Origin of the sequence: Cognatitamlana onchidii, from assembly GCF_004804355.1 — a bacterium.
GTDB classification, from domain to species: Bacteria; Bacteroidota; Bacteroidia; order Flavobacteriales; family Flavobacteriaceae; genus Cognatitamlana; species Cognatitamlana onchidii.
The window spans coordinates 117,810-142,287 of sequence record NZ_SRWZ01000002.1 but is presented as its reverse complement, the minus strand read 5'-3'; the positions used below and the strand labels follow the sequence as shown (position 1 = coordinate 142,287).

Annotated in this window: 18 protein-coding genes; 10 read left to right on the top strand and 8 right to left on the bottom strand. The window is 35.4% G+C overall.

Translation table 11 applies throughout. The features are described from left to right. Positions 1-50: 50 nt before the first annotated feature. From E5D58_RS04455 to E5D58_RS04430, 6 genes are all read left to right on the top strand, one after another. A complete protein-coding gene (locus E5D58_RS04455; protein ID WP_136480642.1) occupies positions 51-692 on the top strand; it encodes a DUF937 domain-containing protein in 642 nt (213 codons plus the stop codon). Positions 693-898: 206 nt separating this feature from the next. Next, the gene (locus E5D58_RS04450; RefSeq protein WP_136480641.1) at positions 899-1,351 is read left to right on the top strand and encodes a DUF6146 family protein; all 453 of its coding nucleotides are present in this window, start codon (positions 899-901) and stop codon (positions 1,349-1,351) included. A 36-nt stretch (positions 1,352-1,387) separates the two neighbouring features. Then, complete coding sequence (locus E5D58_RS04445) at positions 1,388-1,690, top strand: DUF6787 family protein (protein WP_136480640.1); 303 nt, start codon at positions 1,388-1,390, stop codon at positions 1,688-1,690. Between the two features lie 380 nt (positions 1,691-2,070). Then, a complete protein-coding gene (locus E5D58_RS04440) occupies positions 2,071-4,467 on the top strand; it encodes a TonB-dependent receptor (protein WP_136480639.1) in 2,397 nt (798 codons plus the stop codon). A 64-nt stretch (positions 4,468-4,531) separates the two neighbouring features. Further along, positions 4,532-5,104 (top strand): type 1 periplasmic binding fold superfamily protein, encoded by a 573-nt coding sequence (locus tag E5D58_RS04435; RefSeq protein ID WP_136480638.1) that lies wholly within the window; start codon positions 4,532-4,534, stop codon positions 5,102-5,104. Between the two features lie 245 nt (positions 5,105-5,349). Then, on the top strand, positions 5,350-7,665 hold the full coding sequence (locus E5D58_RS04430) for a patatin-like phospholipase family protein (RefSeq protein ID WP_136480637.1): 2,316 nt from the start codon (positions 5,350-5,352) through the stop codon (positions 7,663-7,665). 84 nt (positions 7,666-7,749) lie between these two features. On the opposite strand, the gene guaB is transcribed toward E5D58_RS04430, so the two are convergent. The 7 genes from guaB to E5D58_RS04395 form a co-directional block, all read right to left on the bottom strand. Next, complete coding sequence (guaB, locus tag E5D58_RS04425) at positions 7,750-9,222, bottom strand: IMP dehydrogenase (RefSeq protein WP_136480636.1); 1,473 nt, start codon at positions 9,220-9,222, stop codon at positions 7,750-7,752. A gap of 118 nt (positions 9,223-9,340) precedes the next feature. Further along, positions 9,341-9,796 (bottom strand): heme-binding domain-containing protein, encoded by a 456-nt coding sequence (locus E5D58_RS04420; protein WP_136480635.1) that lies wholly within the window; start codon positions 9,794-9,796, stop codon positions 9,341-9,343. Between the two features lie 4 nt (positions 9,797-9,800). Further along, entirely contained in the window at positions 9,801-12,272 is a 2,472-nt protein-coding gene (locus tag E5D58_RS04415) for a TonB-dependent receptor domain-containing protein (protein WP_136480634.1), read from the bottom strand. Continuing rightward, the gene (locus tag E5D58_RS04410) at positions 12,253-13,617 is read right to left on the bottom strand and encodes an HTTM domain-containing protein (RefSeq protein ID WP_136480633.1); all 1,365 of its coding nucleotides are present in this window, start codon (positions 13,615-13,617) and stop codon (positions 12,253-12,255) included. The genes E5D58_RS04415 and E5D58_RS04410 overlap by 20 nt, the downstream gene beginning before the upstream one ends. A 55-nt stretch (positions 13,618-13,672) precedes the next feature. Then, the gene (locus tag E5D58_RS04405) at positions 13,673-14,779 is read right to left on the bottom strand and encodes an imelysin family protein (RefSeq protein ID WP_205660296.1); all 1,107 of its coding nucleotides are present in this window, start codon (positions 14,777-14,779) and stop codon (positions 13,673-13,675) included. A 93-nt stretch (positions 14,780-14,872) separates the two neighbouring features. Further along, entirely contained in the window at positions 14,873-16,069 is a 1,197-nt protein-coding gene (locus tag E5D58_RS04400; RefSeq protein WP_136480632.1) for a DUF4856 domain-containing protein, read from the bottom strand. Between the two features lie 158 nt (positions 16,070-16,227). Beyond that, positions 16,228-17,091 carry a hydroxymethylglutaryl-CoA lyase gene (locus E5D58_RS04395; RefSeq protein WP_136480631.1) on the bottom strand — a complete coding sequence of 288 codons (864 nt, stop codon included), beginning with the start codon at positions 17,089-17,091 and terminating at the stop codon, positions 16,228-16,230. Positions 17,092-17,184: 93 nt separating this feature from the next. On the opposite strand from E5D58_RS04395, the gene E5D58_RS04390 reads away from it, so the two are divergent. Both E5D58_RS04390 and E5D58_RS04385 read left to right on the top strand, forming a co-directional pair. Continuing rightward, positions 17,185-18,144 (top strand): spondin domain-containing protein, encoded by a 960-nt coding sequence (locus E5D58_RS04390; protein ID WP_136480630.1) that lies wholly within the window; start codon positions 17,185-17,187, stop codon positions 18,142-18,144. 136 nt (positions 18,145-18,280) lie between these two features. After that, positions 18,281-19,453, top strand: a complete 1,173-nt coding sequence (locus E5D58_RS04385) for a zinc-dependent metalloprotease (RefSeq protein ID WP_136480629.1) — start codon at positions 18,281-18,283, stop codon at positions 19,451-19,453. 8 nt (positions 19,454-19,461) lie between these two features. Here the strand turns inward: E5D58_RS04385 and E5D58_RS04380 are convergent, their stop codons facing one another. Then, positions 19,462-20,493, bottom strand: a complete 1,032-nt coding sequence (locus tag E5D58_RS04380; RefSeq protein ID WP_136480628.1) for a quinone-dependent dihydroorotate dehydrogenase — start codon at positions 20,491-20,493, stop codon at positions 19,462-19,464. Positions 20,494-20,620: 127 nt separating this feature from the next. On the opposite strand from E5D58_RS04380, the gene pepT reads away from it, so the two are divergent. After that, complete coding sequence (pepT, locus tag E5D58_RS04375) at positions 20,621-21,856, top strand: peptidase T (protein ID WP_136480627.1); 1,236 nt, start codon at positions 20,621-20,623, stop codon at positions 21,854-21,856. Between the two features lie 129 nt (positions 21,857-21,985). Continuing rightward, the gene (locus tag E5D58_RS04370; protein ID WP_136480626.1) at positions 21,986-24,430 is read left to right on the top strand and encodes an arylsulfatase; all 2,445 of its coding nucleotides are present in this window, start codon (positions 21,986-21,988) and stop codon (positions 24,428-24,430) included. The last annotated feature ends 48 nt before the right edge of the window (positions 24,431-24,478 follow it).

Here is a 24,478-nt window from a genome sequence, read left to right as displayed (position 1 = left end):
TTTTTGTACCTTATTCCATCTATTATTAATCTCTTTAAATATAACATATTATGTCAGGAATCTTAGATTTATTAAACAGCGACCTCGGAAAAACCATTATTAGCGGCGTTTCTGGTCAAACCAATCAACCTCAAAATAAAACACAGGATGTTTTAACTATGGCCCTTCCGGTTTTAATGGCAGCCATGAAGCGTAATGCTGCTACGCCTCAAGGTGCCGAAGGTTTAATGGGGGCTCTAAACAATAATAAGCATAATGGCAGTATTCTAGACAATCTAGATGGTTTATTCAACGGAGGTGTAAATGACGAGGTTATAAACGATGGAAGTAAAATATTGGGCCATGTTCTAGGAAATAAACAACATAACATCGAGAATACTTTAGGGGCTAAGGCCGGAATGGATGCTGGTTCTGTAGCTCAAATTCTAAAAATTGCCGCTCCAATTTTAATGGGAATGCTAGGAAAGCAAACACGCCAGCAACATGTAAATTCATCAAGTGGAATTGAAAGTTTGTTAGGAGGATTACTAGGCGGTAACTCTGCTAAACAAGAACAAAGCTTTTTGGAGTCCATTTTAGATGCCGATGGTGATGGAAGTGCTATTGACGATGTTGCCAATATGGTATTAGGAAGTAGTAAAAAGCAGAGTGGTCTTGGCGGACTACTGGGAGGCCTTTTTGGAGGTAAATAAGTAAGTAAGATCACGAGACATTATTTTTCAAGCTAAACCTCTTTAGGTTTAGCTTTTTTGTTAAAGTCTATTTAAATAAAATTGTCAGAGCAGAAGAATTTTGTATATTTTTTTTGGTTAACTCATTGAGAAGGCCCCTATGCTCATTGCACCTTTTATAAAAAGCATGTGCACTTTATATTTGAGGGAACATAAATTAAAGGAAAATGAAAAATGTATTGTATCTCTTCGTTGTAATTCTTCTGGCGTTCGCTTGTAATACGTCAAAACCAAGTTCACCCTCAACGTCTCAAAAATTATCCGACGAAAAAATAGAGGCTTTAAAAACTAACGACACCGTTGTAATTGAAAACGAAAAGCTAGAATATGAAATCATTATTATTGAACCTGGTTTCAATTATTGGGTAAATGCCATCGCACGACCAAGAGGTTACTACTCTCAAGGTTTTTTGGAAAATAGAAACAGACTTATGGTCATGGAATGGAACCAACGTGTCTTACAACCGCAATTGTTTAATCGAAACCTATACGAACTTCAAATAGATTATCAACCTACAATTGACTATGGTTATGAAGTAAATTACTTACTTTACAATTACTTTATTTACTTTCAGTTAACCTACAATCAAAGATTAGGACCATTTGTGCCTCGTATTTAATTATGTTTTATTTATTTTTGCTTCAAATTTTAAATTTTGAAAAAGTTAAAAGAACGTTGGGGCATTGAACACAATTGGCAAATCGTTGTTATTATGATTGTTTTTGCTATTACAGGTTCTACAGCTTCATATATAGGAAAACCCATTTTAGGTTTTTTAAACATCAGCACCGAAAACTTTGGAGGATTTGGGTATTGGATCATAAGAATACTACTGCTATTTGTGCTTTACCAATTTATGTTGGTATTTTTTGGATGGGTTTTTGGTCAATATAAGTTCTTTTGGAATTTCGAAAAGAAAATGCTGCGAAGAATAGGATTAAAACGTTTTATAGATTAATTGCAAGAACTTAAAAAACATATTGTTTTTAAGATAGTATCAACTTTAATTGTGTTGATACTACTAGCCCCTGCAACCATAAAACTGGTTCATTCATTTGAACATCACGAACATAATTTATGTGAAAAAACCGATGTTCCTAATTTTCATAAGTGTGAATTAGATTGTACTTTCTATAAATATAATCTTCAACAATATTGTCTAAAAACTCAAAACTATAATCTAAGTATTTTTTTAGTTAATAATTTTGAGATTCCCTCTTCAACATATCAGTTCTTTTATAGCTCTTATGTTTTATCTGGCTCGCTTCGAGGGCCTCCCGTTCTGGTTTAGTACCCCACTTTAAACCAAGAAACAAATACAATTAAACACATAACATAATGAAGCACAATTTATTGATTGTGGCTCTATGCTTTTTTGGCTATACCAATGCTCAAAATTGTACATACACTTTTATCGGTAAGGTAATAGATTATCATGATAGTACACCAATGTCTGGTGCAACCGTATATATTCAAACACAAGATAATTATACTACAGCAGACGTCAATGGTAAATTTTCTATTAAAAACCTTTGTAATGGTAAACTCAACCTGGTTATATCTCATGTAGGCTGTGAAACTAAACATGTCGAAATTGATATTATTGGAGACACCTTTAAAGAGATAAATATGGAACATCATTTAGAGGAGTTAGACGAAGTTAGTTTAAAAAGCAAAGGGAACAAGACTACTAAAACTGCTCAAGAAACGGTTATTAAAGAAGATGTTCTAATACGTTACAGTAACTTAAGTGTAGGTGACGCCCTAAAGGAAGTGCCTGGCGTGTCTTCCATAAATACGGGTAGCACTATCGTAAAACCCATGATAAACGGTCTACACAGTAGTAGAGTTCTAATTCTTAATAATAGCGTGCGTTTGCAAGATCAAGAATGGGGAATTGAACATGCTCCAAATATTGACATTAATAGTGCAAGTCAAATTTCGGTTATTAAAGGATCGGGGGCTTTAGCGTATGGGGGTGACGCCATTGGAGGCGTTGTTGTAATAAAACCAGGAAAAATTATTCGTAAAGACACCCTTTATGGGCGTACTATTTTGGGGGGACAAACTAATGGACGCGGCTACAATGTATCATCTTCTTTAAACAAAAACTATAATTCGGGGTGGTTTACCCAATTGCAAGGTTCTTATAAAAGAAATGGAGATTTTAATGCCCCCGATTATAACCTTACTAATACTGGCCTAGATTCTAAAGGCGTATCGGTGCGACTAGGACAAAACAAGTTTCCATCAGGCTTTGAACTGTATTATAGTTATTTACATAATGAAATTGGTATTTTAAAAGCATCCCACATTGGTAGTGTATATGACCTTGAGCGCGCCATAAATTCTGGACAACCTACCGTAATCGAAGACTTTAGCTACGACATTAATGCACCAAAGCAAGAGATAACACACCATTTAGCAAAGGCAAATTATTTCAAGCGTTTTCAAAACTTTGGAAAACTTACATTTCAATACGACTATCAAAATAATAAACGTCTTGAATTTGATGTTAGAATTGGAGATAGAAGGGACGTCCCGGCAGTAGATTTAACCCTCCAAACTCACACGGTTTTGGCCGATGTTAATCTGGATACAAATCTAAGCCGAAAAGTTAATTTTGGTTTAATGGGGCGCTATCAAAATAATTTCGCCAACCCAGATACTGGAGTGAGACGACTAATCCCTGATTACAATACTTACGATTTCGGAATATACACAACTACGGAATGGCGCATAGACAATAATTTAATTGTAGATGCAGGCACCCGTTATGACTTTAATAGAATAAATGCGAAAAAGTATTACCGCAAGTCCAGATGGGAAGAACGGGGTTATGACGAAGATTTTTCAAACATCATTATTGAAGAATTGCCAACCCAATATTTGACTAATCCTATTTTTGATTATCATAACATCTCGGCTTCTATTGGGGCAAAATACTATCTGAATCGCAAAAGTTATATCATAGGAAATTATGCCCTCGCTAGCAGACCACCTAATCCATCCGAATTATTTAGCGATGGCTTACATCATTCTGCAGCGCGATTTGAACTCGGTGATCTTAGATTTAACAAAGAGGTCTCTAATAGAATTTCAGGATCTTACAACTACAGTTCATCCAACTTCAATTTCTCTGGAGAAGTGTTTTATAATCAAATTGATGGTTTTATATTCTTAAGACCCTTCGACTTGATAAGTACCATAAGAGGCCCCTTTCCCTATTGGGAATATCAACAAACCAATGCTGAAATGTTTGGTGTTGATATAAATGCAACTTATAGCTTCACAAATAGTTGGCATATTCAAAACAAAACGTCGTTTATAAAAGGTTATGACCTTAAAAACGACCTCCCTTTAATTGATATGCCTCCGTTTAATACTATAAATCAAATTACCTACAACAATACAGCATGGCATAACTTTTCAGCTAGCCTAAAATCAGAATGGGTAGCCGAACAGAATGAATATCCCAATTTCAATTTTGAAGTTGAAGATCAGCTTACTGGAGAGATGATAACTATTGATATTAGCAGCCCGCCACCAGCTTATCATTTATTACATTTTTATAGTGAAGCTTCTTTTTCGCTTAGCGCAACGACAAGTCTAAATATCGCGTTAGGAATTAATAATCTGTTAGATACTTCTTATAGAAATTATTTGAATCAGTTACGCTTTTTTGCTGATGACTTAGGCCGTAATATAACATTACAATTACAACTTAATTACTAATACATTTAATATAAATACCCAAAAATTTAAAACAATGAAAATCAATTATTTAACTTCAAATTTTATGAAATCTACTAAATTTTTTATCGGAGCGATTTTTTGCTTAACGCTTGTAACCTCATGTTCTGATGATGACACGCCACCTCCAGTTCTTGAAGAAGAATTAATTACCAATGTTATCTTAACTTTTGCAAATGTTGCAGACGCTACAAATACTGTTATTATGACTAGCGTGGCTCCTGATGGCCAGGATGGCGCTTCAACAGAGGTAGTTGAAGGAAGTTTTAAGGCCAACGCTACATATTCACTTAGTCTTGCATTAACAAACGAAACTGAAACTCCTGCAGATGACATTTTAAATGACGATATTATCCCAGAAGCAGATGAGCACTTTTTTGTATATGCTGTAAATGATATGAATTTAACCATGACTAGAGATGCTGATGATATAGATGCTGCCGACGGCAATAAACTAGGTGTAAAAACAACTTGGGATGCTGGTGCTGCAGGTACAGGCAAAGTAAATATCACTTTAGTACATGAACCAGAAGGAGCCGATGATTCTGACGAATGGGGTTCTGTGACAGGCGGTTCTGAAGACTTGAACATCACGTTCTCAGGTGTTGAAATTAAATAGTAACTAGAATTACTTTGTATCATCATAAAAAAGGCTGCTTAATTAAGCAGTCTTTTTTTTGTGCTTATCTCATCCAAAAACAAAATGACCAAGCCTAAGAGGTGCAAAAAATAATGACTTAACACTAAATGCTTTTAGAAAATAAAACGAAATCAACATGCGTGATTTAGAAATACACTTTAAATCACTAAAAAGTAAATTATAAAACGAAATTATACTATTTTAGTTTATCATTATTTTCTTTTATGAAACGCAAATTTGCCCTTTTAAGTTTAGTACTAGCCTGTTTAATAGGTTCGGCACAACAAGATAAAAAACCTAAAGTTGCTCTTGTTCTAAGTGGTGGAGGCGCCAAAGGTGTTGCACATATTCCCGTATTACAAAAACTTGATAGCTTGGGTATTGTTCCTGATTTGGTTGTCGGGACCAGTATGGGTAGTGTTATTGGGGGACTATATGCTGCTGGTTATTCTGGTGATGAAATTGAAAAACTCACCATGCAAGTTAATTGGAATGATATTCTTGGTGGAACCATAGCTCTAAGTGATGTTGGTGTAGAAGAAAAAAGTGAATTTAACAGGTACTTAGTAAATTTAGATGTTATTGATGGAAAGCCTAAAGTAAAACCAGCCCTACTAAAAGATCAGAACTTACGTGAATTGCTTTCAACTTTATTATTTCCTGTATATAAAGTCCAAGATTTTGATGAGTTACCTATTCCATTTCGTTCGGTCACTACCGACTTGGTGCATGGCAAAGAAATAGTGATTAAGGATGGTTCTTTGAGTTTAGCTATTAGAGCAAGTATGTCTATTCCTAGTGTTTTTGAACCTGTTAAGTATAATGGCACGCTTTTGGTCGATGGTGGTGTTTTAAACAATTTTCCAACCGATGTTGCTAAACGCTTAGGAGCAGATATTATTATTGGTAGCGATGTAGGTGGTGGAATGGAACCCATAGAAAGGCTTAATGATATTACCACCATATTGTTTCAAACATCCATGATGACTAGTAACCTAAAAAACCCTGACAATCAGGCCTTGTGCGATATATTAATAGACCATTACCCTAACCTTACATACTCAACTCAAGATTTTGCTAAATCGCCAGAAATTTATACGCAAGGTCGTATTGAAAGTCAAAAGAAACTACCTCATCTAGTGGCTTTATCAGAAAAACTTAAAAAGTACCCAAAAAGAACACATAAACTACCTGATATTGGCAACGAAATTACATTTAACGACATTGAATATCAAGGTGTTAGTCGTGAAAATATGAGTTTATTAAAGGCTCGAATGCATATTCTTCCAAACAAACCGTACACACCAGAACATTTAGCCCAAGCCATTGATAGGGCTATGGGCACCGAAATTTTTAACCAAATAACCTATAAACCGAAAATTACAGAAGATAAAACTACACTTGTGCTGACCTGCTATGAAAAAGCTAGAAATCAAATTAACGGTACTATACACTACGACACGAGACAAGGTGTTGGTTTAGTTCTTAACTATACAGGAAGAAACATATTGGGATATTCTTCTCGTCTACTTATAGGAGCTGATATCGCCGAACAGCCTAAATTAAGATTGGAGTATCAACAAAACATCGGAGATACTAAAAAATGGTGGTGGCGAGCTCAGACTTTTGGTCAAAGAACAAAACAGAGTTATTATGTTGGTGGTAATTTAGGAGAAGAATTAAAAAGTTCGTTTTTCAAGTCGAATGTTCAGTTTAATAGGGATATTAATCCTTTATCTGATTATTTTGGAGTGGACGTTAATTATGAGCATAATAAAACTAAACCCATACTTGACCCCAGTGTTAACAATAATATTTATGACCTAAGACGCTACACCAGTGATAATATAGAATTAAGTGTTTATTTTATGAAAAATAGCATGGAATCTGTGTTTTTTCCAAAACATGGAACAGCTTTAAAGACTCGCTTAGCACGGTCTATTTTACATAGAGTGAATGTTCAGTTTGATGAAAATTTTGAAGACAATGTTTCAGGAGATACTAATGGTTTTATAAAATTTAGTTTTGATATTGAAAAGCGTATCCCGCTTAAACCTACGCTTTCGTTAGTTTTGAGAGGTACTACTGGGTTAACCTTTATAGATACTGAGCAATCTTCTAAACTTTCGTTTTCTCAATATGGGGTTGGAGCTCAGTACAATTTAGGAGGTAACTTACCTCTTAACAGAAGAGATTCATATAATTTAAGTGGCTTAGGCGATTCTCATCTTATTTGTACTCAATTTATAAAAGCCCATTTAGGTATGCAGATTAATCCTATGAGGCATATTTATATTACCCCTTATACTAACTTCGTTTCTGTAGGTTTTGGGACCACCGCAGACTACTTTAAGAATATTTTATCTTCTAGTGGTAATTGGACAGAAACCTCAGAAACCAGTATGCTTTTTACTGCAGGTTCTACCTTTGCGTATCATTCTATTCTTGGTCCCGTAAATTTTGATATTTCTTATGTAAATCAAATTAATGAAATCCCTTTATTTTTTAGTGTAGGCCTTAATTTAAAAATCCCAGAATAAGCACTTTAAAACTGTATTATAGTCATAAAAAAGTCACACATAGGCTATGTGTGACTTTTCAAAATTAATTATTCTTAAAAAGCTTTATCTTGAATAGTTAGGTGACTCTTTTGTGATGGTTACATCATGAGGGTGACTCTCATTAATACCACTAGCCGTAATTTTTACAAACTGCCCCGATTCTTTTAGTGTATCTATATCTTTCGCACCACAATATCCCATTCCTGCACGTAAACCACCAATAAATTGATGTATACTTTCATACAATTCTCCTTTGTAAGGTACTCTTCCTACAATACCCTCTGGAACTAGCTTCTTTATGTCGTCTTCAACATCTTGAAAATAGCGGTCTTTACTTCCTTGTTTCATAGCCTCGACAGAGCCCATACCTCTATAAGATTTGAATTTTCTTCCTTCATAAATTATTGTCTCACCAGGCGATTCTTTGGTTCCAGCTAAAAGAGACCCCAACATAACAGTATCTGCTCCAGCTGCAATAGCCTTAGGAATATCACCAGTATATCTAATACCACCATCTGCAATTACGGGTACACCTGTTCCTTTTATAGCCGCCGACACTTCTAATACTGCCGAGAATTGAGGAAAACCTACACCTGCTACAACACGAGTTGTACAAATTGAACCTGGCCCTATACCCACTTTTACCGCATCTGCCCCAGCCTCTACTAAATACTTAGCCGCTGCACCAGTTGCGATATTACCAACAATAACATCTAATTCAGGAAACTTTGTTTTTATTTCTTTTAAAACTCCAACCACACCTTTTGTATGTCCGTGTGCTGTATCAATAACAACCGCATCTACACCAGCGTTTACTAGAGCTTCTGCTCTTTCAACAGCATCACCAGTAACACCAATAGCCGCAGCAACTCTTAAACGACCATACTTGTCTTTGTTAGCATTCGGTTTCTGACTAAGTTTTGTAATATCTCTAAAAGTAATTAAACCTGATAACTTATAGCCATCATCAACAATCAATAACTTCTCAATCTTATGTTTTTGAAGAATTTTTTCTGCATCTTGAAGGGAGGTACCAACTGCGGCCGTTACCAAGTTTTCACTGGTCATTACTTCAGTAATTGGTCGCTTATTATCATGTTCAAAACGCAAATCACGGTTGGTAACAATGCCTTTTAAAATACCCAGATCATCAACAATAGGAATACCGCCAATACCATACTCGGCCATATACCTCTTTGCGTGTTTTACTTTAGCCTTTAGAGGCAAAGTAACTGGGTCAATTATCATTCCACTTTCGGCACGCTTCACCTTTCTAACCTTCATGGCCTGTGCCTCGATAGTCATATTTTTATGTAAAACGCCAATCCCTCCTTCTTGAGCCATAGCAATAGCCATTTTACTCTCAGTTACCGTATCCATGGCGGCAGATATAATCGGTACATTAATGGTAATGTTTCTGGTAAACTTAGTTTTTATACTAACTTCTCTTGGTAAAACCTCTGAAAAAGCTGGAACTAATAGAACGTCGTCGTAGGTTAAACCTTCTCCAACAATTTTGTTTTGATGTGCAGTCATGTTGCAATTACAGTTATAATTGCGTGCAAATATACAATTTAATTACGGATTTAAGCTCTTAAAATCTGTTAAGAAATCAATAGAAAAAGTACAACTATTTTTGTAATATCAAATAAGTCTATTGAATCTCAAAAGCCCCCCTTGCCTTTTTTGCCCATGCAATTAAAGCTTCTTTTTCTTGGGGCGTTATTTCCCCGTGTAACCAAGTATAAGAGTCTAAAGGCATCTTACCTTCTTCCAACTCTTCTATTAATTCTTCAAGCTTATGATCTTTCTTTTTATCGCTGTACGAGTTCCATTTAGAAACGTTAAAATGCTCGTTACCTTCTTCTATATGATGTCCAATCCATAGAGACACTGGAGCAATTTCGGCATACCAAGGGTATTCCGTTTTATTGCTGTGGCAATCATAACAGTTGGCACTTAACAGTGCTTTAACCTCTGCACTTGGTTTTGTCTCTTTTTCAAATGCTGTAACCTCTCTTAAGTTGGCATTATTCTTTTCTGGTCTATAAAATTGTAATAATCCTAAAATAATCAATAAACCAATTAATACTTTCTTAACTACTTTCATTGCGCTATATTTTAATTTGTAATGTTGTATACCAATTTCTTGGAGCAGATGGAATAATTCCAGGTCCTGGATAGCCCGTTGCTCTGCGTGTAAAATAACTAGTATCTAAAAGGTTGTTTATCCCCGCTTCTAACTTAAATATTTTATAACTGTAAGATATTGAAATATCAACTATATTATATTCAGGAATTTCTCCTACTATCCCCTCTCTGAGTCCTCCAGGAATATCCTTTCTAGAATTAAAGGCATCTGTAAATTGTTCAGAAAGATACGTATATTGAATGCTACCAAGTAGATTTTTATATCCAAAATGTAGTGTAGTCTTTAAATTAACTTCTGGAATAAACTCAACTTTATTTCCTTTAACACCATTTACTTTAGAGTTTGTGTACTCGGAATCTATATAGGCTAAATTTAAGCCTAAATTTAACTTATAATTAGAACTAGCCTGCAATAAATCTATTACATTCCAATCAACAAAACTCTCTACCCCGTAAATAATGGCATCTCCTGCATTTGTTCTTACCCAATTAGCTCTGTCATCCAGAATATTTCCAATCCTACCATTATACTGTACCGTAAAAACACCAACATCATAAGAAAAAGCCCTCTTATATCTACCTCTTAATCCAACATCGATAGTAAAACCTTCTTCATCTGTAATTTCTGGATCTATAATAAACGTAGGGCTAACCGTTCTAATATCACTGAATGTTACCGACCTATAGTTTTGAGACACATTACCATAAAGCTCTAAATATTCGTTAGGCTTATAACTGGTACCAACACCAAGAAGTACAAAGGTTCGATCGAAAATGCGGTTATCTTCAAAAGCCTCAGAGGATATCAAATTATTCGCATTATCATAGTTTTTCTGGTAATACATTCCATCACTTTCGGTTCTAATATGTTCCAACCTAAATCCTGGTGTTACTGAAAAGGTATTTGAAAACCTAAAAATATTCTCTCCAAAAACAGCTAGGTTTCTATTTGGATACTTAAAATCTGATTCGTTGGGGTATTCTGGAAAATCGTTATTAAAAATGGTAAAATTTGCATCAGTTCCCTTACTCCCGGCACCCTGTAAACTGGCATTATTAGCATGGTAATACTTCGCTCCTACAAGCAACGCAGACTCTTGATTAATAAAATTATACTTGGTTAGCAATCTGGCTTCGGCGCCCCAGTTCTTAAAATCACCCACAATAACATCTCTGTTGTAGAAGAATGTCCCGTCGCTATTTTGAATATCTTCGGTTGTAATAGGGTTTTTATTTAACCCAGTTGGATAGGGGTCTCCTCTAAAACCTACAGCTTTTCTCGAAGCGTCTAAACCAAAAAAGTTAAACGTAAAATTCGTCTTTTCACTAAATTCGTGCTTGAGCTTCAAATTATAAAGCAACCAATTGACCTCAAACCAGTTTCTAGTTCTATTGCTCTGCAAAGGATCTTGATTAAACATAGTATCGGTAAGACCACCAGCTTGTTGCGCTAGATAATTTAAATAGGTTAACTCACCTTCTAATTTTGTTTTTTCACTAAACTGATATCCTAAATGAGCGAAAACATTTTTTGATTCAAATTCAGAGTTTGGCCTAAAACCATCTCCTTTCTTAGAGTTAAAAAAGGTGTAGTAACTAAACTTATCCTTAGTACCACTTAAACTTGTAAAGTTAGTGTACAAACCAAAACTCCCTAAAGTATTTCTTGAAATTAACTCAATAGGTTTGTTGGGATTTGGGGACTTCATCTTGAAATTAATAAGCCCTCCAAACTGGGTTCCATACTGTAACGATGCTGCCCCTCTAATTATTTGAATTTGTTCAATACCCTCAGATGCTGGGGTATAATAACTCTCTGGATACCCTAAAACATCGGCACTAATATCATAACCATTTTGTCTGGTATTAAAGTTTGAAGTTCTATTAGGATCCAATCCTCTACCTCCAATATTTAACTGTAAACCCGCATCATCGTTTTGATATATATTTAAACCAGCTACCTGACTGTATATTTGTCGAGCATTATTTGAAGCTAAATTAGCCATGGATTGCTCAACCAAAACAACCTCTGTTTTTTTCCCAGCATAAATAGCTGTTCCTTCAATATCCTTTAATCTCTGTAATTCAAATAGCTTCTGCCTTCTTGCCGTAACTTCTACCTCACTTAATTGTGTGGTTAAATCTTCTAATACAATGTTTAAATTATTATCTTTTGATGACTGAACGACAATTTCCCTCACTTCATATTCAAAAGAAAAAAATACCAGAGTGAGGCTTTCTTTAGAGGTTGAAAACTCAAACTGGCCGTTAGCATCTGTGGTAGTTATTAAACCTAATACTTTATCATAAATATTCACTTCTGCAACGGGCGTATTGTCTTCTGAAAAAACAACAACGCCTTTTATGGTATGCTGCGCGTATAACGTAACGCTAAATAAAAATGCTAAAACAAGTTTACAATCCTTTAATCTCATCGTTAAAAGGTAATATCCAATCTTTTGGTTTTAATGATTCTTTTTGTTGATACAAATCAACTTCCTTATTAATATAAGGCTGGCTTAATCTTCCGTTTAGAGCCACAAAGCTCTCAACAAAAACCTGAACATTTTTATGGCCTTGAACGGTAAAATGATCTCCTAAGTAATGTGCGTATTCAAGAATAAAATCGGGTTGAAAACTCATCTGCTTCTCTTGAAATTCGGTTAGAAAGTCGCTGTTATCCACATAAAAAAACTGACCTGTTTCTGAGTTCACAATTTTAAATGTTGATATTCCCATTTTCTCTATTAGCATAACGCGCCATGAGAATCGGAAACCTTCTTCTGTCCAAAACAATTCACCAGGGTATAAAACATGTCTAAACGGAAACAAAACTTGTATCGCAAAAAACACAGCAAACATAGTAATTACTGGTTTTCTAAAATGATAAGAATAGTACGCTTTGAAGTTAATAGTTCCTTTAGGTGCTAATCCCTTAAACACATTCTTTATAAAGAAAATAATCTTCTTGTGTAAGCCAGAATCAAAGAATATTAAGGTCGATACTATCATGATAAATGGAAACATGCCAATAGGAAACAGAACCCTTGTAAAAATGTGGAAAAAAAGCACCATTAAAAAAGCAAAAAGCCTGGTTCTTTTATACAATAGCAGGAATGGTATGGCCAAATCATAGATCATGCCGCACCAACTCATAGCAAAATGAAACCAATCTTGATGCATCAGCGAATTACCAATTATAGGTATATCGTACTTTGAAGGCAACCATATTTTCAATGGCATTGCTCTAAACAACCAATCGCTATTAACCTTTGCCAATCCGGCATAAAAATAAACAATCCCCAACAGAAGTTTTATGGCATCAATGGTCCAATTTGGTACATTTTTGTAAGATGTATTTCTAAAGATATTATCCACTGAAAAATAAGCATTCGCTGGCAAAAAGATCATTACAAAACTCAGCAGACTTATAAAATAGTAATGGTTAAGGTATGTGGTTTTATCCATTAACTCGATATAAGTAAAACTTAAGAAAAAAGTAATAGTGGCTAACCTATATTTATAACCCATAGCAATCATTAAGGCTGCAGTGGCACAAATGACAAAAAGAAGATAGGTATAGTTTCCCAAAGGTTTTACCCATTCGAAACCATAATAAGAAAAGTGAAACTTTGGTTCAATATACAACGTTTCTATCCATCCATGATACCAAAATCGTATCATACCAAAACACATCATGATTCCAAAACATATCCTAAATACTGCTAAAGGCGCAGCATTTGTTTGTCTATTGAGGTATTTGGTAATCTTAGAAATCATGAATACAAAAAAAGGTTGTCTAAAAACGACAACCTCTTACTAGTTTTGTGTGTTATTAATCACCATCTGCATCTACATAATCAACACTTATATTAAAAGCCTGAAGCATATCTACTTTTAAAAGGACCACAATCTTTTGAAGTGCATCATAAGTTTGTGTCATTTTCGTATTATCCGTATTTATTTGCTTGTAAAAATCATCTTGCAAACCTTCAAGTTCTGTATTGGCCTCGTCCAGTCTTGTGTTTATAGCAGACACCAAATCATCTCTTTTTAAAAACTCCAAATACGTTTTAAAACTTTCACCTTTCCCTGCACCATTATAGGCTTGTCCGTTAAACGACTTATTGGCAGCCTCTAAAGCTAGCAATGACAAAGTTTTAGAGTGCACCTTACTATAAAACCCCTCTACCTTCTCTGGTAATGGTGTTGCTGAAAAGTTTCCTGCTGGAATGCCTATTTTATTGGCTCGAAGTCCTTTTTCAAAATAAAAAACGTAATCGTTTGTAAATTTATTTAAGGCACTTGTGGCTGTATTTTCAGTTGAATTAACAAAAGTATCTCTATAAGAAGTAGTCCAATCTGTGAGAACCATACCTGTTAAGGATTCCATTTGATTAACTAAGTCTGATAAATAGGTTTTGTATTTATCATCTGCATATTTAGCAAGTATGGATGTATCATCAGAATCAACGCCAAAAAGTAAATAATCTAAAGCTGGAAAACCAACAGCATCATTGTTATTAGTGTGTTCTAAATCATAAGATCCGGACGCAATATTACTTTCAATATCAGACACCGAAGTGGGATACACATTCATTTGAAAACCATATAAAATAGCCTCTGCTTTACCAATATTGAACATTTCTACAAACTGCCATACTTTATAAGCTTCTAACCAAGCCTTTCTTAAAGTTTCTAAATTAGACTGATTAGGAGTAGCTACAAAAACATCTTTAGCTGTTTTTAAAGTTGAAAGCTTTGCACTAAGGTCTTGATAAGCGGGTATAATAATGTTGTCGGCTAAATTGCTGAGTAGAGCCCCCCTATCATAGCCATCACCATTATTACCTCCATTGGGGTTACCCTCCGAAGAAGAACTGCATGCTAGCATGCACCATAAAACTAATACCGACCAAAAAACTTTTCTTAATGTAAACATATCTTTAAAAAATATTTGCAAAAGTACTAAAAAGTAGCCTTTAAGAAACTACGCTTAAAGACTACTTTTTATAAAAATAATTAACCATTTTTTTTATTCTTTAGCTTCATCAACAGTAAAGTTAAACTGAGCTGCAATGTCCGCCGAAATCACATCTAAAGTTTCCGGAGCAACATCCCAAAATCCATTATTATCCAATAAAGTATTTAAGAACGCATCGACCTCTGACTTTGAAAAATAAGGATCATTAGAATTTGGCTTTCGCGTAAATTGTAAACTATAAATAAATCCAAAGCCTTCAGATAAATCATGAAATGCAGCCGCCTTATCAGCGCTTAAAACATTCTTTCCTTGCTGTAAATAGTAAACCGCACGAACTCCAATAACCTCAGAAATTTTTTCTTTAATTATTTCTGCTTGTTCATCTCTTACCGAATAATTCTTTTCAACAATTGCTGCTCTTCCTAACTTAAATGCATGATAGATATCATCAGCAATGCCAGTAAAGTCAGGATCTTCTTCAACACTATTTAAATACTTATTAAGAAAACTGTCTGCTCCAAGCTTTGGGTTTGCAGCATCTGCTTCTGCACCATATAAATATCCAAATGCCTCATCCCATTTATGCTCCATAGTGGTGTAAGCTTTTCCATCCAGTAAAACATCATTGTTATTATCTTCAACATTCGTACCTGCGTCAAGCACAGCCGTGCTTAAATAATTATTGAGTATTTGATCGGTCATTAAGGCACCTATTAAAGACTTTATAAATGCTTGATTGTACTCTAATCCTTTCCCATTAATATATCTAGTAGAACCACCGCCGCCTTCTTGAAGCTGTCCTGCATTTCCAGCAGTAGCTGTTTTTGACCAATTGGGGAACACCTCGTTTACTTGCTGTTTTATCCAAAAATCGAAATCTGCTTTTATAGCATTCGCATCGGTTGAGTTAGCAGAGAAATAATCTGTCGAGGCCGCCGTTTTGCTTCTTATATTTTTCCCTGAGCTGTTTAAATTGGCATCGGAAAAATCGTTGTTACCTTCTTGGTGCGCAAACATAGCGTCCAAAGCCGCTTGGGTTTGTGTATTATCCAATAAAGCTGATGCAAGTTCTTCTGCCATTGCAATTCTAGTTGTTTGTCCAGAGTAACTAACTGTTGAGTTGCCATTTCTTGTAAAGGCATAATTTTCTGGGGCTTGAACGTTTCCATTTCCTATGTTATCGTCATCATTAGAACATGATTGAAATAAGGCAGAAACAATAAAAAAGCTAAGTAGTGTTTTCTTCATTTTTAGATTTTATTTAGACTTAATATAAATAATGATTCGATTCAGCTGCAAATATAAAACTCATTACGAGTTAAGCAAAGTTTATTTAGATTAAATTTAAATAAAGATTTTTTTGTAAAAATAAAACGCTGAAAAACAACTGTTTATTTTAAAAAAAATTAATGATAAAAATTAAATATTTTAGAAGCTTCATTATGCGCACTCTCAAAACTAAGTGCATTTAAGGGGTTACACTTAAGGGTAGTAAAATAAGATAATAATCTTTCCGTAGGCATATTCCCGGTTAGTTCATCTTTTGCCATAGGGCATCCTCCAAAGCCTTGAATGGCCCCATCAAAACGAAGGCACCCTGCCCTATAGGCAGCATTTACTTTTTCGTACCAAGTGTGAGGCGTTGTATGCAAGTGTGCACCAAATTCAATATTGGGATATAACGGAATTAAATTTTTAAACAAATAAGCTATAGTTTCTGGCGTAGACGCACCAACCGTATCGCTTAGCGATAAAATCTTAACTCCCATATTGGCCAGTTTTTCGGTCCAATTACCGACAATATCAACATTCCAAGGGTCGCCATAAGGATTACCAAAACCCATTGAAATATAAACCACGACTTCCTTGTTATGAGCTTCGGCAATTTCCAATATCTTAGATAGTGTAACAACAGATTCTTCAATCGTTTTATGTGTGTTACGCATTTGAAAATTTTCAGAAATTGAAAATGGATAACCTAAATAGTCAATCTCTTTGTGCTCACATGCTGATAATGCTCCTCTGGTATTTGCAATTATAGCTAATAACTTGCTTTGGGTGTTACTTAAATCTAGACCTTCTAAAACCTGGGCAGTATCCACCATTTGAGGAATAGCTTTAGGCGACACAAAACTCCCAAAGTCTATGGTGTCAAAACCAACTCTTAGTAATGATTGAATATATTGAATTTTCTGCGAGGTAGGAATAAAATCCTTTATGCCTTGCATAGCATCCCTCGGACATTCAACTATTTTTATTGGCTTAGACATTTTTTTTAATTGGTGGTGCTAAAAATAATACTTTATCCTGTAAGTCGCACAACCTAGCAACGACATAAAAACAACATTTATAAACCACTTAAAATGAAAACATCTCTACGCATAATTTCTTTACCTATTCTACTTATTGGACTCATCACCCAAATATGTACAGCTCAAAGTACTGCAAATTATAACATTGCGGTAACAACAATCTGGAATGCCGACGACCATGGTAGTATACTAGACAACACTTTACCTAACGATCCGCATTGGTCGCCCTTAGCTTTAGTAACGCATAAAAACCCAAATGAGTTTTTACAATTAGGAGCTATTTCGAGTCAAGGTGTTCAGGATATTGCAGAGTTTGGGGGGACCACTAGTTTTAAAAGCGAAGTGAATACTGCGATTGCGTTAGATAAAGCTGACCAATACTTACAATCTGGTTTTGGTCCCAGAGGCGCTATTAGCACTGCTAGCATTAATAATATTACGGTTAGTGAAGACTACCCTTTGGTTACGCTCTTATCTATGATAGCTCCAAGCCCAGATTGGTTTATTGCCGTGAATAGCGAGTCCTTAAGGTCAGGAAATAATAATGAAAATGATGGATGGAAAAGCACTTATAGTTTAGATATGTTTGCTTACGATGCAGGAACCGATGATGGGGCTGACTATGAGTCTGCAAATAGTGTCAGCGTCCCCAAGGTAGGAATCTTTATGATTAATTCTGCACCCATAAATGGAAAAAAAATTGCTACTGTTACGTTTACGCTTAACTCAACTTTGAGTGATGTAGAAACCGAATTAAATGCAAATTTTTCCCTTTATCCAAGTCCTGTAAACAATGGAAAGATATTTGTTTCAGGCGTTAATGAATACTTGTTTAAAAGCCTAGAAGTATATTCAGTTTTGGGTCAGCGCGTTAAAACAATTTCAGCCTACAGTCCATATCAGACTAACACTCTGGAAATTGATGTCTCTGGCTATGAGACTGGTTTATACCTTGTAAAACTAACATATCAGAATGGGTTAACAACATCTCAAAAAATTTTGATACAATAGAAGGAGGGCCTTAATAAAGACGATAAGCCTATGAAATTAACCTTTCATAGATTTATCGTTTTTTATAAATGCTTCAGCGTTTTTTTTTTACATAACTTGTTCAAGGGCATACATTTGATTAAATGTTTTGCTCCAAATGAAACTTGTTAATCACACGATTACTCTTCTACTTCTCGTAATTTCAGCCAATTTAACTTCTCAAAATGGGGATATATCTTGTGGTACAGAAGAAAGCCCAGAATTTATTTACAAACTTCAATCTATTAAACCTGAACTCAAAAAAATTGAGCAAGAGGTGTTAACAAGGTCTTTTTCAAAAAAGACTGAATCAAAGCAAAACATACAAAAGGTACCTGTTCAGTTTCACATCTTAAGAAATAGTGATGATTCTGTAAACATTGATGCATATGCTATAAACCAAGCACTAGAAAATTTAAATGATATTTTTATTGAAACTCAATTGAAATTTTATTTGTACCAAAACATAAACTATATAACTGATTCTGACTACATTCAATGGAATAAGGGAGACGAAGTTCATGTCGTAAAAACCGATTACACCTCAGGGATAATAAACATTTATTTTACTGATAATATTAAAAATAGTTCAGGCAATAATATTTGTGGCTATAGTATTAACAAGAACAATAGTCATCTTATCATTATGAAAAAAGACTGCTTAAACAATGGATCGTCTTTAGCTCATGAAATGGGACATGTTTTTTCATTATTGCATACACATGGACCAAGTAACTCAAATACTAGCAGTGAGTTAGTAAATGGCAGTAATTGTGATACCGAAGGAGATGGTATTTGCGACACCCCAGCTGATCCATGCTTGTCTTCAAATAATGTCGATAATTTTTGCAGCTATACAGGAGCCGAAAAAGACCCGAACGGAGACTCGTATTACCCTGATACGGAAAACATCATGTCGTATTCTCGAAAGGGGTGCAGAAATCAATTTACACCACAACAATTAGCCAGAATGTATGCCTATTTCAATGTTGAAAAAAAAGCTTTTATACAATCAGAAAGTATAATTCAAGTTAACGAAGATAGTTCGGATAATTATGATTTGAACAAGGTTTCTATTTATCCAAATCCTATATCCGAAAATAAAATATATTTAAACAATCAGAGCACCCTAGCGCGAGTTAATTACCAAATAACTAATTTACATGGTCAGATTTTAATGTCTGGTGAAGTTATAAATAGTATCATAGACGCCAGTTCGTTGTCATCTGGTACTTATTTTCTGGAATTAGCAGGTCCAGATTACCGGGTGGTCAAGAAATTTATTAAATAGGTAATTTATTAATTAAGTAAAAGGGCTTTGTTAATGCGTTTTACTAGACTAGGACCTTCGTAGATAAAGCCCGTGTAAATTTGAACCAAGTCGGCTCCAGCTTTTATTTTTTCTAAGGCATCTTTTTCAGAGTGTATACCACCTACTCCAATTATTGGGAATGATTTTTTACTGTTTTCTGCAAGGTATTTAATAACCTTAGTACTTTTATCTTTTATGGGTTGCCCACTTAGTCCTCCATTGCCAATGGCTTCCAATCTTTCTTTAGAAGCTTTTAACCCGCTCCTATCGGTAGAGGTATTACTAGCTATAACGCCATCTAGCCCAGTATCCTCTATTAGGTCAATAATCTCATCTAACTGCGTGTTATTTAAGTCGGGCGCTATCTTTAAAACAATTGGTTTTTCAACATCAAATGTCTTATTAGCCTTTTGTACGGCTCCTATAAGCTCTTCTAAATAATCCTTGTCATTTAACTTGGCATGACTCCCAACATTAGGACAACTTACATTAAGTACAAAATAGTCCACATAGGGATGCAGCTCAGTAAAACATTCTAGGTAATCTTTGGTATAATCTTCAGGTTTCGTATTTGTATTTTTACCAATATTCCCTCCTATTATTAAGTGTCCTTTATTCTTTTTTAATTGAGAAATTGCGGCCTCCAAACCATTATTATTAAATCCCATTCGATTAATAATACCCTGATCGTCTTTTAATCTAAATAGGCGTTTTTTAGGGTTACCAGATTGCCCCTTTGGAGTTACAGTACCTATCTCAATAAACCCAAAACCAAAATTAGCTAATTCATTATACAGAACCGCATTTTTATCGAAACCAGCTGCAAGACCTACTGGGTTTTTAAACGTCAAGCCAAATAGTTTTCTTTCTAAACGTTTATCATCTACCACATACAAAGCTCTGAACACCCCAGACAACCCGGGTAATTTTGAAGTAAACTTAATTAAAGAAAATGTAAAATGATGTATTTTTTCAGGATCACACAAGAAAAATAACGGGCGAAGTAATAATTTGTACATCTGTATTATTTGTGCAAAAATACGCTATAATAGTCTAATTAAAAAATACACCATTCCTAAGATTTAAAAATTTAATAATTGTATTTTAGAGGCTATAAATTAGCTATTCAAAACTTCAATTTTCATTATGATTTCCAAAGAGCATATCATTAAACGTTTTATTAGTTACGTTACTATAGATACAGAGTCTGATCCTGTTTCCAAAACAACACCAAGTACAAAAAAGCAGTGGGATTTAGCCAATAAATTGGTTGAGGAACTTAAAGCAATTGGTATACACGATGTAAGCATCGATAAAAACGCTTATGTTATGGCAACATTACCTAGTAACCTTGATTATGACGTACCGACCATTGGTTTTATTTCTCACTTCGACACCTCACCCGATTTTACTGGGGCTAATGTAAAACCTCAAATTGTTGATAACTATGATGGAAAAGACATCATTTTAAATAAGGAAAGCAACATTATACTTTCTCCCGATTATTTTGAAGACCTGTTGCTTTACAAAGGCCAAACTTTAATTACTACGGATGGCACCACTCTTTTGGGTGCTGATGATAAAGCTGGTATTTGCGAAATTGTTACAGCAATGGAGTATCTTATTAGTCATCCAGAGGTTAAACATGGAACCATAAAAGTAGGCTTCACGCCAGACGAAGAAATTGGTAGAGGCGCCCATAAATTTGATGTTAAAAAATTTGGAGCCGATTGGGCCTATACCATGGATGGTAGTCAAATAGGAGAACTAGAATATGAAAACTTTAATGCTGCGGGAGCTATAGTAAAGGTTCAAGGTAAAATTGTTCATCCTGGTTATGCCAAAGGTAAAATGGTTAACTCCATGTACATAGCCACAGAGTTTATTAATTCCTTACCAAGAATGGAAACCCCAGAACACACAGAAGGCTACCAAGGGTTCTTTCACCTACACGATATAAAAGGAAATGTTGAAGAAACCACCTTAGAATATATTATTAGAGATCATGATAAAGGTCATTTTGAAGCTAGAAAAGAAATGGTGGTTAAGCTGACCAACGAGCTTAATTCTCAGTACGGGCGTGAGGTTATTACGACTGAAATTAAAGATCAATATTACAACATGCTTGAAAAAATTGAACCCGTTATGCATATTGTTGAATTAGCTGAGAGGGCCATGATACAAGCAGGTGTTAAACCACTTATAAAACCTATTAGAGGTGGCACTGATGGATCACAACTAAGCTACATGGGGCTTCCTTGCCCGAATATATTTGCTGGTGGTCATAATTTTCATGGTAGGTATGAATACGTTCCTGTAGAAAGTATGATAAAAGCAACTGAGGTCATTTGTAAAATTGCTGAATTGGTAGCTTCAAAATAAAAGATTTACATGCTAAGTTCCTTTTTTATCACTTAGGATAGTTAGATCTTGACAGTAAAATCACACATGTATTAACAAATGTTAACAATTATAAAGTACCTTAGCCAAAATTAATTAAACTCTTTAAAAATGAACAAAAACAGCATTATCTGCAAAATAGCTACTTGTTTGTTATTGGTAGGTCTCTCATTTTCCTCCCTAACAAGTTGCGAACAAGGTAAAAAAGATAATCCCACCTCTGAAAATTCAGATGGGTTTAAAGGTAAAATTGCCCTTGATATTAGGGATTCTGAATCCGACTGGTCTGCATTTACACCAAAATCCGCACCAGAAGGAGCTCCTAATATTTTATTCGTTTTATATGATGACACAGGCTTAGGGGCTTGGTCTCCATACGGAGGACGTATTAATATGCCCACCATGGAAAGACTTGCCGAAAACGGATTAACCTATACACAATGGCACACTACTGCGCTATGTTCTCCTACCAGATCAACCATATTAACAGGTAGAAATCATCATTTAAACGGTATGGCGTCTATTACAGAAACGGCCGACGGCTTCCCAGGATCTAATGGACGTGTTCCTGATGATTGCGCCCCTTTTGCTCAAATTTTAAGAGATAATGGATGGAGCACCTTTTGGATAGGTAAAAACCACAATGTTCCAGAGCAAGATGTTGCTCCTGGAGGCAGTAGAAGTGAATGGCCAACTCAAATTGGATTTGATCGCTTTTATGGTTTCTTAGGTGGAGAAACTAATAACTGGTATCCAGATTTAGTCATGGATAATCACTTTATTGAGCCACCGGCAACCCCAGAGGAAGGTTATCACTTATCTAAAGATTTAGCGGACCAAGCAATCACCATGTTGCGAAATAAAAACGCAACAAACCCGTCTAAACCATTCTATATGTGGTTTAACCCGGGAGCTAATCATGCACCGCATCATTCTCCTGCTGAATATACAGCAAAGTATAAAGGGAAATTTGATGATGGCTACGACGCTTATAGAAATTGGGTTGTAACTCGAATGAAGGAAAAAGGGATCCTTCCCGAAGATACAGGTATGGCCGATTTTAATCCGATGCCTGAAGATATGGCGAACCCCGCTGATTTTGTACGTCCATGGGAAGAACTAAATGCCGATGAAAAACGTTTATTTTCAAGAATGGCAGAAGTGTATGCTGGCTTTTCTGAGTATACTGATGCACAGGTAGGTCGCATAATTGATTATTTGGAACAAACGGGGCAACTCGAAAATACCATAGTACTTTATGCTGCCGATAATGGCGCTTCAGGGGAAGGAAGCCCCAATGGTTCTGTTAATGAAAATAAATTCTTTAATGGATACCCCGATAGTCTTGAGGAAAATTTAAAATACATGGATGTTTTAGGAGGTCCAGATACATACAACCACTTTCCCACTGGTTGGGCTGCCGCTTTTTCCGCTCCTTTTAAAATGTTTAAACGCTACTCTCAATATGCAGGGGGTACTAATGATCCATTGGTTATTTCTTGGCCAAAAGGTATCAAAGCGAAAGGTGAAATTCGTCATCAATACCACCATTCAACAGATATCGTGCCTACGCTTCTGGAGGCCTGTGGTATAGAAATGCCTCAAGTATACAATGGTGTAAAACAAACCCCTTTATCGGGCGTGTCCATGGTGTATTCATTTGACTCTGAACCTAATGCCCCAACCCAAAAGGAAGTACAATACTATTGTATGCTAGGGACTAGAGGTATTTGGAAAGATGGTTGGAAGGCTGCGGCTGTTCATTCCCCTCTTTCAGGAAAAAGTAATTTTGATGCTGATGTTTGGGAACTATATCATGTAGCCGAAGACCGTTCAGAAACTAACAATTTGGCTAAAGAACACCCAGAAAAACTACAAGAATTAATTGATGAATGGTTTAAACAAGCAGAAATCAATAAAGTGTTACCACTTGATGACAGAAGTGCTGCTGAAATACTTGGTACTGAAAGACCATCTCAAGAAAAACCAAAAGATCGCTACATCTATTACCCAAATACCGCTCCAGTTCCTGAAGGCGTCGCTGTAAATGTACGTGGTAGAAATTATAAAATCCTTGCTAATGTAGAAATTACTAATGCCAATGCAGAAGGTGTTTTATTTGCCCATGGTTCCCGCTTTGGTGGTCACTCATTATTTATAAAAGATAAAAAGCTATACTATGTATATAACTTTCTGGGTATAAAACCAGAGCAAGTTTTTGCTTCTAAGGTCACGCTCAAACCAGGAAAGTACACCTTAGGTATGGAATTTATCAAGGACAAGCATGGTGAATATGGAGAATCTCTAGGTAATACAAAATTGTATATCAATGAAACTGTTGTGGCTGAGGGCCCAATGAAAACACAGCCTGCAAAATTCACACTTTCTGGTGATGGGTTATGTATTGGTTATGATAGTGGCGATGCCGTGAGTGAATTGTATGAATCTCCCGGTGAATTTGAAGGAGGTACTATTCAAGGTGTTGGGGTTACTGTAGAAGGCACACCATATATGGATTTAGAGGCTGAAGCAAAACGATTAATGATGAGTCAATAACTTTTATACACAAACGCAATAATAGCACTAAGGGTATAGAGCATTCTA